Source organism: Gemmatimonadaceae bacterium (assembly GCA_019752115.1).
Taxonomy (GTDB): Bacteria; Gemmatimonadota; Gemmatimonadetes; order Gemmatimonadales; family Gemmatimonadaceae; genus Gemmatimonas.
In genome coordinates this window covers 255,662-270,081 of the sequence record JAIEMN010000019.1, presented here as the reverse complement: position 1 = coordinate 270,081, position 14,420 = coordinate 255,662, and the positions used below count along the sequence as shown (strand labels likewise).

Genomic DNA, 14,420 nt, shown 5'->3' with positions numbered 1-14,420 from the left:
ATGCAGTGAGGCTGCGACTGGCCAACCTGAACAGGGCGAATTACGGCAAGGACTGCCCGGAGTCAAGCGCCAATCGTCGCTTTTGCACGACAGTTGGCGTTTCATGACTGCAACAGGTCCCAAAACGTCACGCAAATGTTGCTTTGTTGCGGCGTGGCCGGTGCGCTTACGCCGCACCGTGTTGCCAGCGACATTCCTAGGCCGTCTAAGGTCAGACCATTACGCCTGATCCCCATCCCGTCATTTCTAATGTCCGGTCAGCAGATCCAATCCGTCAGCCAAAGAGAGAGCGGCGCCGAGGTTTCCCCGGAATTTGTTCAGCAGGGGGACTGGGACGGTGGCAATGATTCGTCGACGCCTAAGGGGCCTACCCTTCAGCGCTATTGGGCGGCTGTTTCGCGCTTTAAGTGGCTGATCGTATTGCTTGGGTTGGTGGGAGCGGGCGCCGGTTGGGGGGCGACCAAGTTCATCGAGCCTGAGTATGAGGTAAGTGCCACAATCCTGCTCGAACAGGGCACGGGGACCAATCGGGACGGGAAGGGCGAGCGGGGACCCATCCAGGCAGAGGAACTTCTGAAGGCTTCCGGATGGCAAGACCTTCTTCGATCCTATGCAATCGCAGATCCCGTTGTCACGAATCTCGGCTTGTTTCTTGAGCCCAAGCGCGATGGTGACAGCACAGCGTTCCGTGGATTTCGCGCGGATCAGCAGCGCCTGCGACCAGGAGATTACCGTATAGCGATCTCTAATGGCAGGTACGTCCTTTCGTTGAAGGCTGGAGTTGAAGTCGAGAAAGGCATCGTCGGTGATTCTATCGGTCGCCAGCTTGGCTTCCAGTGGCAGCCAACGCTTCAACAACTTGGGGGAAAGAAAGACATCGAATTCACCGTTCGTACGCCCCGAGAGGCGTCCGAGCTGTTGATCCGTAAGCTCAGAATGACGCTTAACGAAGGTTCGTCCTTTCTTTTTCTTCGCATGACAGGGGAGAATGCGCAGCGATCTGCGGCCACTCTCAACGCATGGGTCGAGCAGTTCGTGGCAGTGGCCACAGCACTGAAGAAGAAGAACATCACATATCAGGCGAGCATCCTCGAAGGGCAGCAGCAGTATGCTGCAAGATCGCTTACGGAAGCTGAGAACGCTCTAGAGAGTTTTCGCGTTCGCACGGTTACAGAACCGAGCGAAAGGCAGACGATCCAGCCGGGCATTGAAATGACCAACAGCCCTGTCTTTGAAAACTATTTCAGGGACAAGGTTCAGGCTGACGCATACTCCCGCGACAGGACGAGTCTCGAGCGGATACTGAACCAAGCACGAGCGGGCACGCCAATCTCCGCGGAAGCGGTGCTGTCGGTTCCGATTGCGGCGACCGATCCGGCGGCTGACAACCTTCGGAAGGTTCTCTCTGAACAAAATGAACGAGAAAACAAGCTCCGGAAACTTCGCGAGACCTATACTGATGAAGCCCAACAAGTCCGGGACGAGCAGGCGGCACTCGCGAGCGTTCGTAGCACGCTGGTTCCTGCTGCCTTGCAGGGCTATGTAGCGCAGTTGCGATTGCGCGAGCAAACGCTCACATCCGAGATCGACAAGAGCAGCAAGGATCTCAAGAGCATTCCTAGCCGAACGATCGAGGAGCAGCGACTCAAGCGGAATGTTGAAGTGAGCGCTGATATGTATCGCAATCTCAATCTAAAGGCGGCGGAAGCCAAGTTGGCGGAAGCCGCGACGATTCCCGATGTGAGCATTCTCAGTCCCGCGGTTCCACCCCTCAAACCAACGCGAAACACGGCGCCAGTCATTATTCTCGGAGCAATCGCTGCGGCTCTCGCGTTGGGCGTGTTCTTGGCAATTCTTCTGGATCAGGTTGACAAACGCTTCAGGTATCCGGAGCAGGCAACAGACGATCTCGGCTTATTCGTTCTTGGGGTCGTACCGGTGATCGACACTCGTGTTAAGCGTCGTCAGGCAGATCAGGCGGCCCAGGTGGTAGAAGCGTTTCGTACCATTCGCATGAATGTACGGTACGCTGCTGATCCATCACGCCCTCTCTGCATGACGATTACTAGCCCGGGTCCCAATGACGGTAAATCGCTAATCTCCGCGAATTTAGCTTTGAGTTTCGCCGAGGCCGGTTCCCGAACTCTTTTGATCGACGGAGACATTAGAAGGGGGGAACTCGCAAAGACTTTCGGATGCGAAACTCGTCCTGGACTTGTGGAATATCTCGATGGCACTGCCCTGATTGCCGAAGTACTTCAACCGACGGCGTCACACCCGAACTTGACGATTATGCCTGGCGGCGCGCGTCGTCGTCGCGCTCCGGAGTTGTTGGCCACTCCTCGCCTGAATCAGCTTATTGGTCAGATGACAGCAGAGTATGATGTTGTCATCGTTGACTCGCCGCCGCTTGGCGCGGGCTTTGATGCTTACGCTCTCGCGACGGCCACCGGCAATATGGCACTCGTGTTGCGGGCTGGAATTACGGATCGGAAGATGGCGAAGGCAAAGATGGCCGTGGTGGACACTTTGCCAGTTCGTGTGATGGGCGCGGTACTGAACGGGATCCAGTTGACAGGCGTCTACGAGTACTATTCCTACTACCGAGAGTATGCGGCCCATGACGAAGAGCCGGCGCGTATCTCGGAACCGGGGGACAAGAGAGCAGCGCTAAATCGCGGGCGGGAATCGTGAATTCCAAAGCCCTAAAGTTTTTGGCTCAGTCCTTAGGTACATCGTCCTGTCGCATGCGTGCATCAATCCCTGCGGTAGTTGTTGCAGCGCTCCTCGTTTTTCCTGGGAGCAAGAGTGGTGGTCAGGCCATAACTCCGGCGGGAGCGCAGCGTGCCACACGGGCAGAGCTCGCCCAGCGGGCGACTGAGGTGGAGCGCGCGCTCACGGATACGAGGTTGAAGCGTGAGTCCCGAGGGCGTCTGACCGAGGAGCTGACTGCCCTTCGTAACCGATTGGAAATTGGTGATTTCCACGTTGGTGATCGGTTTTTGATTACAATGCGTCGAGATTCGACCCGTTCAGACACGGCATCCGTCCGAGACAGCCTTAAGGTCGCTGTCTTCAGTCTGCCGGACATTTCACTTCGAGGAGTCCTTAGGTCTGAACTCGACGAACGCATGAGTGCGCATGTGGCGAGATACTTGCGGGGGGTATCTGTTCGAACGAGTGCTTTGACTCGAGTAGCGATCCTCGGCGCAGTGCGTAACCCGGGCTACTTCTACGCTTCGCCTGATCGACCAGTGAGTGATTTGGTGATGTTGGCTGGAGGGCCGAACCCCGATGCAAATCTGAAGCAACTTGAAGTAAGTCGAGGCGGAAAGGTGCTATTGCGCGCCAAGGAATCCTCGCGCCTCGTAAAGGACGGAAGGACCCTAGAACAGATTGACATTCAGAGTGGCGACGAGGTTCGCATTCCTGAGAAGCGGAAGCTCAGTTTTCAATCAATACTTCAGCTCGCTTTCGTAGTTTCTTCGCTCTTCTTCGCCGCACTGCAGTTCCTGATGTGGTACTACAACCGGAAAGACGGCTAACGCCTCGGTATGTCCGTTCCATTTCTAGCCTCTGTCATTCCTATTGCCACTGGTACTCGTGCGGCCAAGCCGCGTGAGACGATGACGCCAGCGAGTGATGCGGCCATTCTGCAGGCGACTGGACCCGGGGATGAGTTCGAACCGCGCGAGCGGTCCGATCTGCTGTGCCGTGCGTTCAATTTCGCATTGGCGCTTATCATGAGTATCATCGCCGCGCCGGTCATGGCCCTGACTGCTCTGGTAATCCGCCTAACTTCGCGCGGTCCAATTCTCTACACGCAGGTTCGTGTCGGTATCGATCGCCGCTGGAATCGTACGTGGGCGCTACATGATCGTCGTCGCGAAGACTTGGGCGGCATTCCCTTCACGATTTACAAGTTCCGCTCAATGAAGGTCGATGCGGAGAAGAACGGTGAAGCGGTATGGGCCAAGAAGGACGACGACCGCGTGACGGCGGTGGGCAAGTTCATCCGCAAGACACGCATCGACGAACTGCCGCAGCTCTTCAATGTGCTGCGCGGGGATATGAACATCGTGGGCCCGCGTCCTGAGCGCCCCAGTATCTTCGTGCGCCTTCGTGAGCAGATCGATGAGTATCCGGTACGTCAGCGTGTGAAACCGGGCATTACCGGGCTGGCGCAGGTGTCGAATCCGTACGACGAGACCATCGACGATGTGCGCCGCAAGGTGCAGTTCGACATTCAATACATGCGTCGCCAGTCGCTCTGGGAAGACATTCGCATCATGCTCATGACCATTCCGGTCATGGTCTTCCGGATCGGTAGCCGCTAGTTCGCCAGCCGATACCGATTCTTCCCGAGCGGGTCAGCCTTCAGCTGACCCGCTTCGTCTTTTTCTTCAGGAAGTCCATCAACACAAACTGCCCCAAGCTCATCGTGTTGGTGAAATACGCCTTCCCTCGGCTGATTTCGCTCACGCGCTTCACGAATTCCACCAGCGCGCGGTCCCGAGCGAGCATGAAGGTATTGATCATGATCCCGCTCTTGCGACACGCAGCCACCTCGCGAAGCGTTTCGGCGATCACATAGCCGTCGAGCCCCATGGAGTTCTTGTAGATCCTTCCATCGGGCATCGAGAGCGCGCTGGGCTTGCCGTCGGTAATCATGATGATCTGCCGCATGTCCTTCTTCTGGCTCATCAGAATGCGGCGCGCCAGCTTGAGCCCCTCGGCGGTGTTTGTGTGGTACGGCCCCACCTGCGACTTGGCGAGCGTGGCGATCGGGATCTCCTCGGCGCTGTCGTGGAAGAGCACCACGCGAATGGTGTCGCCCGGGAACTGCGTCTTGATGAGATGCGTGAGGGCGAGCGCCACTTTCTTGGCCGGCGTGAAGCGATCCTCGCCGTACAGAATCATCGAGTGTGAGCAGTCGAGCATCAGCACCGTGGCGCAGCTGGAGCGATACTCGCTCTGCCGTACCATGAGGTCGCTGTAGTCGAGATCGATGGGCACATCGAGTGAACCGGTGCGCGCGAGGGCATTCGCCAGTGTGCCGGGAACATCGAGGTTGAGCGTATCGCCAAACTCGTACGGCTTGCTGAACGCATCACTCTCCACGCCGGTGGAGAGCTGCGGCGTGTCGTGCGACCCGAGGCTCGACTTGCCGAAGGAGCCCATGAGGTGGCGCAGCGTCTTGAAGCCGAGGAAGTCGACGCCCTTGTCGGTGAGATTGAACTGGACGTCCTTGGCGGCGGCCTGCGCGATGGAGCCCTTGCCGGTCACCGGCTGATGGCCGGCGGGCATGAGCCCAGGTTGATCGACGGAGAGGAAGCCGTCCTGAATGAGCCGCTGTACGAGCCCGTCGAGCAGTTCGGCGAGCTTGGCCTCGCTCACTTCGTCGCCCTCACCGCGGAGCGCTTCGAGCATCTCGGGGGTGATCTGCCCGCTTTCGATGAGCGCGCGGAGAATGGCGTCCTTGAGCGCATCGATGGACCGGTCGGGGTCCTCTCCCGGTTCGCCCCAGAACCCCTGCTCGCCGCCCGCGAAACCGCTCTGCAGGAGGAAATCCGCCAGCTGGTCGAGGAGGGACTGGAGGTCCACGGCGTCCGAGAGCTGGGGATTGAACTTGGTGTACGTATGGAAACGCATGAGAGCGGGCGGATGGACCGCAATTCAGAAGTCAGGCGGAAGCGGTCAGGGGGGAGACGGCCGCTATACTCCTACTGTACGCATGGAACCGGCCCCGCGATCCCTCCCCGACTCCCCGATTGAGACCGCCAACACCGGGCGGCCCTCGGCGAACCCGTTTCGGGTGCTCGCCAAGCACCGGAACTTCCGGCTCTTCTGGCTGGGACAGACCTCGTCGCTGATCGGCTCCTGGATGCAGACGATGGCGGTGGGGTGGCTTTCCCTCCAGCTCTCCAACAGCGCCTTCATCGTCGGCCTGGTCGCCTCCATTGGCGCCCTCCCGGTCGTGCTCTTCAGCATGCACGCCGGCGCGCTGGTGGACCATGGCAACAAGCTCCGGATCGCCAAAATCACCCAGACGGCCTTCCTGCTTCAGGCGGCCGCCCTGTGGCTGCTGACCCTCACGGGGCACGTGTCGGTCCCCATCCTGCTGGGGCTCAGCCTGGTGCAGGGGATTTGCAGCGCGGTGGAGGTGCCGGCCCGGCAGAGCATGATCATCGAGCTGGTGGGGCGGGAGGACCTGGCCCCGGCGATTGCGCTCAACTCGAGCGGGTTCAACCTGGCGCGCGTGGTGGGACCAGCGCTCGGCGGCGTAGTCATCAGCCGGTTCGGCATTGCCTGGTGCTTCGGGCTGAATGCCCTCTCGTTTGTGTTCGTCCTCTGGGGGCTGTTTCTGATCGATCTACCGGCACCGCAGTTCAGGAGCCAGGGGGGAGGGGTCAGGGGGCAGTTAACTGCGGCGACGGCGGGGGCTTTGGACGGGCTGCGTTTCCTCGCGAAGCCGGGGCCGGTTCGGGATCTGCTCACCCTCGTGACTATCGGCGCGATCTTTGGCGGGCCGTTCCTCACCCTCATGCCGGTCATGGCGCGGGATCAGCTGAATCTGGGCGCCGGGGGGTACGGGGCCCTGCTCGCGGTGCTGGGGGTGGGCGGGCTGCTCGGGGCCCTCATGGTGGCGGGGCCGCTGTCGCACCGGGCGCGGAAGGGGCCGCTGATCATGACGGCGGCGATTGCCTTCCCGGCGCTGGTGATGGCGTTCGCGTTCACGACGCGCGTGCACCTGGCGTATGTCATTCTGTTTGCGACCGGCGTGGCGATGATCGCGTTCAATGCGATGTCCAACGGCGTGCTGCAACTGCTGGTGGATGAGCGTTACCGCGGGCGGCTGATGGGGTTCTACAGCCTGGTGTTCGTGGGGCTGTCGCAGGCGGTTGGCGCCTTCGTGCTGGGCGCGCTCGCCCGGGCGATCGGCGCCGGTGCGGCGATCGCGATGTCGGCCACGGTGCTGATGGGGGCGTCGCTCATTGCGCTCCGGCGTTCGAACTTCTGGCGCCTCGTGTGAGGCGCTAGAGTTGGGCATGCGATCGCTCCTCGTCACCGGCGGGGCGGGCTTCATGGGCTCGCACTTCGTGCACTACTGGGCCGAGCATCATGCCGGCGACCGGCTGGTGGTGCTCGATGCGCTCACCTATGCAGGTAATCGCACGTCACTGGCGAACCTTGAGGCGAGCGGGCGCGTGGTCTTTGTGCACGGTGATGTCTGCGATCGTGAGCTGGTCAGTGCGGTACTGCGCGCGCATGACGTCACGACCGTCGTGCACTTCGCCGCCGAAAGTCATGTGGACCGCAGCATCGCCTCGGCTGATGCCTTCGTACGCACCAATGTGTGGGGCACGCAGGTGCTGCTCGATGCGGTGCGCGACGCGTGGTGCGAGCAGGGCGCATGGCGCAGCGGCGTGCGCTTTCACCAGATCTCTACCGACGAGGTCTATGGCGACCTCGCGCCGGGCGCCGCGCCGTTCACCGAGGCGAGCCTGTATCGCCCCAGCTCCCCCTATTCAGCGAGCAAGGCGGCCGCCGATCACTTCGTGCGCGCCGCGGGCCGCACGCATGGGCTGCCGTACAGCATCAGCCACTGCGCCAACAACTATGGGCCGCGACAGTACCCGGAGAAGCTCATTCCGCTGATGCTGACCCATGCGCTGCACGGGAAACCGCTCCCCATCTACGGCAGCGGGCTGCAGCAGCGCGAATGGATCTACGTGAACGACCACTCAGCGGCCGTGGAGTCCATCCTGCTCGCCGATGTTGCCGGCGAGTCGTTCAATATCGGATCCGGGCGTGAATGCACGAACCTGGAGCTAGTGCGCGCCCTCTGCGCCGAGCTCGATGCGCGCTTTGCCGCGGATGCGGCGCTGCGCGCGCGATACCCCGAATGCCCGGCTGCACGCGGCTCCGCTTGCGCAGCACTGGTTACTCATGTCGCGGACCGGCCGGGGCACGACATGCGGTATGCGCTGGATGCGACGAAGCTGCGCGAGCGGGTGGGATGGAGGGCGGCGGAGTCGCTGGAAACGGGATTGCGGCGTACGGTTGAGGCCTTCCTCAGTGGGGCGGGGGCACAGTGATTGAATGCGGAAAGACGTACTGCGGGAAGACTTACAGCGGGAAGACTTACAGCGGGAAGACTTACTGCGACAGCTGCGCGTCCTCGCTGCCATCTCGCTGTATGTCTTCCCGCTGTATGTCTTCCCGCCCCACGTCTTCCCGCAGTTCAGTACATCTCCTCCTTATCGCCGCACCACCGAAAAGCTCACCGTAATCGCCCGCGGCATCCCCGGCTCAAACGCCAGCGGCTTCCCGCCCACCACGTCGGGGTTCAGGAACGCCGAGCCGATGAAGCGCCGGTCGCCTGCGTTCTCCACGCTTACAAATCCCTTGAGCGTCACATCACGCGCCTGCACCAGCCGGTCGGCGCGGAGCGTCGCGCTCAGGAGATGCGCCTGCGGGATCCTCACGGTGTTCGCGTCGTCGGCGTAGTAATCGCCGATGCCCTGGACGCCCACGGACCAGCCAAGGCCGAGAGGCGCCTTCGGGTTGGACCACACCAGCGAGCTGCTGTAGAACCACTTCGGCACGCCAACCACCAGGTTGCCGCTGTAGTCGGCCTTGGCGCCGGGCTTGCCGTAGTGGACGGAGTCCACGACGTACTGCTCGTACGTGTTCTTGCTCAGCGTGAGCGCGTTGTCGAGGCGGAAGCCGTGCTTGGCCTGCGCGCTCAGCGAGACTTCGAGACCGGTACGGCGCGCCTCGCCGGCGGTGAAGTAGAAGCGGCCACCGCGGTAGGGGACGATCTCGTTCCTCACGTTCGTGAGATACGCGGCGACATCGTAGCTCACGCCGGTGATGAGGCCGGCGTTCACGGTGGCGATATGCTTGGTGCCGACCTCGTACGTGTACGAGCGGATGGGCTCGAGGAGCGGGTTGATGGCGGTGACGGTATCCTGCCCAAAGGTGCTCGCGGGGTCTGTCTCGTTGCCGGCCGGCGCTTCCACCCCGCCGCCGATGTTGGCGTAGAACTGGTGCGTGGGCGTGAGGCGGTACGACAGTCCAACCTTGGGCGTCACTTGTGAGAACGTCTTGCTCGCGTCGCGCTTCGGGGTAATGAAGCTCTTGTAGTAGTACGAAATGCCGTCCGCGCGCGCGCCGAGCGAGAGGGCGAGCTTGCTGTTGAAGAGCAGCTCGTCTTCGACGTACACGCCGCTGTTGTACGCGCCTTCCTTCTTGTTGTCCGCCAGCGTCGTGCCTCGGCCGGCCGTGGCGCTGAGCGAGTAGAAGAGAATCGCGCCGTCCTGGTACGCCTGATCCACGCCCATCGTGAAGCGGTTCTTGAACGTGGCGCTCACGGTGTCCATGCGGTTGTAGGCGACGTTCGCCCCGCCGTGGTACCGGGTGAAGTCGCGGAACGTGCCGCGCTCGGAGCGCTGGAGGTACTTGGGGTTGATATATGCCATCGCCGAGACTGTGGCGCGCGGCGAGATCTGCTGCTCGATGCCGGCGCCGAGGCGGGCGAGGCGGTTGTAGCGGCGCTCGTCGCGCGTGTTGTAGGTGGCGTTAGCCTGTCTGGGATCGGCCGCCACCTGCACATCGTTGAGCGGACCGGGGATGTGGAAGAGGTTGTTGGCCCCGGTGAGGTGCACGCGCACACGCGTCTTCTCGCCCACCGGCGCCACGATGCCGGTGTTCACCAGCACGCGCCGCGCGTCGGAGTTCACGCGCCAGCCGTCGAACGTGGTATTCACGAACGTGGCGTATGCCACGCCGCCATTGGCGAGCGGCGCGGCGGTCTGCGCGATGTAGCGCTGCAGGCCGAACGACCCGCTCTGCACGGTGGCCGCCGCGAGCGGGCGGTCCACCACGGGCACGGTGCTGATGTTGACCACGCCGCCGGCCGCGTTGCCCCAGAGTGCGCTCGCGTTGGAGCGGATGACATCGATGCCTTCCACCGCGGCGAGATCGACGTTGTCGAACGCCGTGCGGCCATCGGGCTCGGTCTCGGGGATGCCGTCGATCAGCACGCGAATGCCGCGCGAGGTACCGGCGTTGCTCCGATCACCGGCGCCGCGCGCGCCGAAGCCACGGATGGTGATGCGCACATCGCTCGTGCCGTAGCGCGACTGTACGAGCGCACCGGGGACGCCGGCCATGGCGTCGTTCAGGCCGAAGCCCGCCTTGGCGTCGAACTTGTCCTTGCCGATGCGCGTGATGGCGAGCGGCGAGACGAAGGGACTGGCCTCGCTGCGGGTGGCGCGGACGTTGTAAGGCGTGAGGCGACGGGCGAGGGAGTCGCGCTTGGCGGAGTCTTGTGGGGGGGAGACTTGAGCGGTGAGACTGCTGGCCGTGGCGCAGAGCGCCGCGGCTACGCGGAGGGAGCGGGACATGTGGGGGCGGGGTTAGGGACCTCCTTTAAAGTGGATGGGGGTGCCTTAATGGGGGGTTAACTGCGGGAAGACGTACTGCGGGAAGACGAACGGCGGGAAGACGTACCGCGGTTACCGCAGTACGTCTTCCCGCCGTTCGTCTTGCCGTTTCACGTCTTCCCGCAGGCCGGGCCGTTACCCCCGGCCGACGCGCCGAACTATCCGTAAAACTCCTGCCCCGGCTTCCTCCGCGACTCCCGCTCCGCGCGGCCATACGAGCCCGCGTCCGTCCGCGAGATCTTCCGGCGGGCGACCAGCGCTTCGAGTACCAGCTCGCACGCCACCACGATCATCGGGTCGTCGCCCTTCTTGGCAAGGCCGAGTGCGACCACCGTTTCGACCAACCCCGGTACCAGGTCGAAGCCTTTGCGCACGACGGGCAAGGCCGTGTCGTCGGAGACCTGCAGGGCGCTGCCCTGGTCGAACCACATCACGATGTCGTCGGTGTCGAGATCGCCAGCTCTTGCGCGGAGCGTCTGTTCGCAGGCGCGGCGAATGAGTTCGCGGGCGATGTTGGCGCCGCCCACGAGTTCACCTTCGTACTCGAGTTCGATCTTGCCGGTGATGGCGGGAAGGGCGGCGTACACATCGGCGATGCGCGGCACGGCTTCGTTGTCGCCGTTGCGCAGCGCGCGCTGCTCGGCGTTGCTCACCACGTTTTCCATGGCGGTAATGGGCATGCGCTGGCTCACGCCGGAGCGCTTATCGATGCGCTTGTCGTCGCGGGCTTCGAAGGCGATGCGCTCGACCACTTCTTCGATGAGATCGGGGACGCGGATCTCCACGCCGTGGTCGCGCTTGGTCCACGCTTCCTGGCGGGTGATGCTCACGCCGAGATCGACGCTCTCGGGGTAGTGCGTAATGATTTCGCTGCCGATACGATCCTTGAGCGGCGTGATGATCTTGCCGCGCGCGGTGTAGTCCTCAGGATTGGCGGTGAAGCAGAGGAGGACATCCAGTGCGAGGCGCACGGGATAGCCTTTGATCTGCACGTCGCCTTCCTGCATGATGTTGAAGAGGCCCACCTGCACCTTGCCGGCGAGGTCGGGGAGTTCGTTCAGGGCGAAGATGCCGCGGTTGGCGCGCGGCAGCATGCCGTAGTGAATGGTGAGCTCGTCGCTCAACAGATGCCCACCGCGCGCGGCCTTGATGGGATCCACGTCGCCGATGATGTCGGCTACGGTCACATCGGGCGTGGCGAGCTTTTCCACGTAGCGCTGATCGCGCGAGACCCACGCAATGGGCGTGTCGTCGGCATGCTCTTCGATGAGCTGGCGCGCGTACTTGGAGATGGGGTTGAACGGATCGTCGTTCACCTCGCTGCCAGCCACGACGGGCATCACTTCATCGAGCAGCGAGACGAGCGCGCGCAGGATGCGGCTCTTCGCCTGGCCGCGGAGGCCGAGCAGGATGAAGTTGTGGCGCGCGAGGAGCGCGTTGACGATCTGCGGCATGACGGTCTCTTCGTAACCGAGCACGCCACGGAAGAGCGGCCCGCCATCCTGCAGGCGGGCGATCAGGTTACGGCGGATCTCGTCCTTGACGTTCTTCGGACGGTTGGTGACGTAGCCGGAGCGGCGCAGCGCGCCGAGAGTGTCGGGGAGTCGGGACACGGGAACGGACTGAAGACGGCTCGGGGTCCGGGGCCGGGAATCGGTCCGGACGAATCCGAGGGTACCGCAGGTAGAGCGCACGAGGCGTGCGAGATGTGCCCGACGTCGTCCCTTTGGCGAGCTCATCTATATAACGCCCGGTTTTTTCGCGAAAACCTTTACAGGGCAACCGCTTGCAGGTAACGCGCGAGCGAGCTGGAGAGCCTTGACACCCGGGCCCCTGCCCATACATTTCCGCTGCTCGTTAGTTCCCCGTCGGCAATTCTGTCGAGGGGGCCGTGCGCTTTATAGGACGCACGGCGCACACACCGCACCGTATGGAGTCCGCCCCATGAAGCGCATCGCTTTCGTCGCCGCTGCACTCGTGCTCGCCGCCTGCTCTGCTGAAGAGAAGGCCCCGGCCGCTGATTCGGCCGCCGCTGCCCCGGCCGCTGCCGCGCCGGCCGCCGCCCCGGCTGCTGACACGGCCAAGAAGGATTCGGCCGCGATGGCCGCTCCGGCCGCCCCGGCTGCCGACACGACCAAGAAGTAAGCTGGTCGACGAAAACGGGGGGAGCGCTTCGGCGCTCCCCCCGTTTTGCTTTTGCCCCCCGAGCTTCCTGCGCTACCCGGGGAAGGGGAGCGCCTCCACCCGGGCCGATACCCCTTCCACGGTCACCGTGGCGCCTGGGGTGACCTCACGGCGGATCATCGCGAAGGCAATCGGCCCCAGGCGCGGCGAGATGGCGGTGCTCCGCACGTCGCCCACGTCCTTGCCGGTCTCATCGAGCACGCGCCCATGCTGCGGCAGCGGCCCCTCGCCCACGAGCCCGCGCAGATGCCGGTTCACATGCCCGCGGAAGTGCACCCGCGCGACCGTCTCCTGCCCCGTGTAGCAGCCCTTGGTGAAGGAAATGGCGCCGAGGGTGTCGAGGTTGGCTTCCTGCGGGATGGTGTTCTCGTCCATGTCCACGCCCATCGCCGGCCGGCCGCCCTCGATGCGGGCGATGTTCCAGACGGACCGATTGGCCTGCTGCCCGCCGGCGGCCTCGAGGCGGCTCCGCACCAGATCGGCGTCGAGCGCGTCGGCCAGGACGATGAACCCCGGCAGGCTCCCCATGAGCGGCGCCCGAATGAGGCGCACGCTGGCAGGCCCGATGTTCCACGCCTGATGCTGCCAATCGGGCCAGCCGCTCAAGGTCGCGGCCATGCCGTGCGTGAGCTCGTCGTTCGTGTGCGTCCCCCCGCCCGCCTTCGCCACCACCAGCGGTGCCTCGGCGCCGTACAACATCCACGTCGACCACTGCGCCGATTCATCGGCGACCTTGGCGAGACGCGGGTTGATGTACTTGCGCGCGAGATCGAGCCACGCGTCGGTGTACTGGGCGAGAATCGTGAGGTAGAACGCCTGCTCCTCGGTGCGGATAATGAGCATGTCGCAGACGACCTTCCCCTTGGGCGACAGCGCGACGGCATGACAGCCGCCGCCCACCGGCACATTGAGGACGTCGTTGGTCACCAACCCATTGAGCGCCTCGGCGGCCTTGGGGCCTTTCACACTCGTCCAGCGGCCCTTGGACTCAAACCAGGCGGCGCTCCGACGCAGTTCCTCATAGGCCGCGATGTCCGCAGGGCTCAGCGGCTCGGGGTAGATCAATGCGGGCGTTGGGGAGGTCATCGATATTCAATGTACAAGGATCCGGCAGCGCATTCAGCCATCCGCATCACGCGGCGGCCGACTTCCGATCCCGTTCAGTATCCCAATTCGGTGACGTGGGCGCCAGACAACAGCTGCAGAGCAACCATTCTGGCGTCGTCGTTGCCGTCCATCACGTTCACGTTGGCGCGGTCCACGCCCCACCGGGTGACGCGATCGATGATCGCCTCCCACGAGCGGCAGAAGCTGCTGCGGTAGATGGACGCGGCTATCGGCGGGTCATCGGCGCAGCGTACAAACGCAAAGACGTCGTGCATCGCCCAGCGCTCAAGAAAAGGGACCACGTCACGGCGACGCGAATCGGCGCGCAGGATCACGCGCTGTCCGTCCTTCGTGAGCACGTCTACCAGCTCACGCACCTGTGGGTCCATCGTCGCGCCGTCGCGCAACCACGCCGCATACCGCGCGTTGGCGTCGAGCGCCATGAGCTCGAGGAGGGTGGGATCCTGCTGCACCAGCTCGTGCGTAGCCCAGCCCATGCGCAGCACCTCCTCGAAGGTGCGTCCGTCAAGCTTCTCGATCACCACGCGATAGGTCGCTTCGTCCATGGGGTCGATCCCGCGCGCCATGATGGCGTCGCACAGGCATCGCTGTCGATCGCCGTACTGCCCCATCAGGAAGCCGTCGAAGAGCAGGACGTTCACGCGCATACGCCGACCT

The 14,420-nt window shown here is 63.3% G+C and carries 11 protein-coding genes; 6 read left to right on the top strand and 5 right to left on the bottom strand.

Going from position 1 to position 14,420, the window contains the following annotated elements:
• The first annotated feature begins 249 nt into the window (after window positions 1–249).
• Genes K2R93_09615 through K2R93_09605 form a run of 3 tightly spaced genes read left to right on the top strand, consistent with a single transcriptional unit; the run spans window position 250 to window position 4,337 of the window.
• Entirely contained in the window at window positions 250–2,694 is a 2,445-nt protein-coding gene (locus tag K2R93_09615; GenBank protein MBY0490083.1) for a polysaccharide biosynthesis tyrosine autokinase, read from the top strand.
• Window positions 2,695–2,747: 53 nt separating this feature from the next.
• A complete protein-coding gene (locus K2R93_09610) occupies window positions 2,748–3,545 on the top strand; it encodes an SLBB domain-containing protein (protein MBY0490082.1) in 798 nt (265 codons plus the stop codon).
• Between the two features lie 9 nt (window positions 3,546–3,554).
• On the top strand, window positions 3,555–4,337 hold the full coding sequence (locus tag K2R93_09605) for a sugar transferase (GenBank protein MBY0490081.1): 783 nt from the start codon (window positions 3,555–3,557) through the stop codon (window positions 4,335–4,337).
• 40 nt (window positions 4,338–4,377) lie between these two features.
• Here K2R93_09605 and K2R93_09600 read toward each other — a convergent pair whose 3' ends face one another.
• Window positions 4,378–5,652 carry a VWA domain-containing protein gene (locus tag K2R93_09600; GenBank protein ID MBY0490080.1) on the bottom strand — a complete coding sequence of 425 codons (1,275 nt, stop codon included), beginning with the start codon at window positions 5,650–5,652 and terminating at the stop codon, window positions 4,378–4,380.
• 82 nt (window positions 5,653–5,734) lie between these two features.
• On the opposite strand from K2R93_09600, the gene K2R93_09595 reads away from it, so the two are divergent.
• The gene (locus K2R93_09595; protein ID MBY0490079.1) at window positions 5,735–7,033 is read left to right on the top strand and encodes an MFS transporter; all 1,299 of its coding nucleotides are present in this window, start codon (window positions 5,735–5,737) and stop codon (window positions 7,031–7,033) included.
• 16 nt (window positions 7,034–7,049) lie between these two features.
• Window positions 7,050–8,099 carry a dTDP-glucose 4,6-dehydratase gene (rfbB, locus tag K2R93_09590; GenBank protein ID MBY0490078.1) on the top strand — a complete coding sequence of 350 codons (1,050 nt, stop codon included), beginning with the start codon at window positions 7,050–7,052 and terminating at the stop codon, window positions 8,097–8,099.
• A gap of 162 nt (window positions 8,100–8,261) precedes the next feature.
• On the opposite strand, the gene K2R93_09585 is transcribed toward rfbB, so the two are convergent.
• Together K2R93_09585 and K2R93_09580 are read right to left on the bottom strand one after the other, a co-directional pair.
• Window positions 8,262–10,412 carry a TonB-dependent receptor gene (locus K2R93_09585; GenBank protein ID MBY0490077.1) on the bottom strand — a complete coding sequence of 717 codons (2,151 nt, stop codon included), beginning with the start codon at window positions 10,410–10,412 and terminating at the stop codon, window positions 8,262–8,264.
• Window positions 10,413–10,609: 197 nt separating this feature from the next.
• Window positions 10,610–12,064 carry a magnesium chelatase gene (locus tag K2R93_09580; protein ID MBY0490076.1) on the bottom strand — a complete coding sequence of 485 codons (1,455 nt, stop codon included), beginning with the start codon at window positions 12,062–12,064 and terminating at the stop codon, window positions 10,610–10,612.
• 331 nt (window positions 12,065–12,395) lie between these two features.
• Between K2R93_09580 and K2R93_09575 the strand changes: the two genes are divergently transcribed.
• Complete coding sequence (locus K2R93_09575) at window positions 12,396–12,596, top strand: hypothetical protein (protein ID MBY0490075.1); 201 nt, start codon at window positions 12,396–12,398, stop codon at window positions 12,594–12,596.
• 72 nt (window positions 12,597–12,668) lie between these two features.
• Here K2R93_09575 and K2R93_09570 read toward each other — a convergent pair whose 3' ends face one another.
• Both K2R93_09570 and K2R93_09565 read right to left on the bottom strand, forming a co-directional pair.
• Window positions 12,669–13,721 (bottom strand): hypothetical protein, encoded by a 1,053-nt coding sequence (locus K2R93_09570; GenBank protein MBY0490074.1) that lies wholly within the window; start codon window positions 13,719–13,721, stop codon window positions 12,669–12,671.
• A gap of 74 nt (window positions 13,722–13,795) precedes the next feature.
• On the bottom strand, window positions 13,796–14,410 hold the full coding sequence (locus tag K2R93_09565; GenBank protein ID MBY0490073.1) for a hypothetical protein: 615 nt from the start codon (window positions 14,408–14,410) through the stop codon (window positions 13,796–13,798).
• Between the last annotated feature and the right edge of the window lie 10 nt (window positions 14,411–14,420).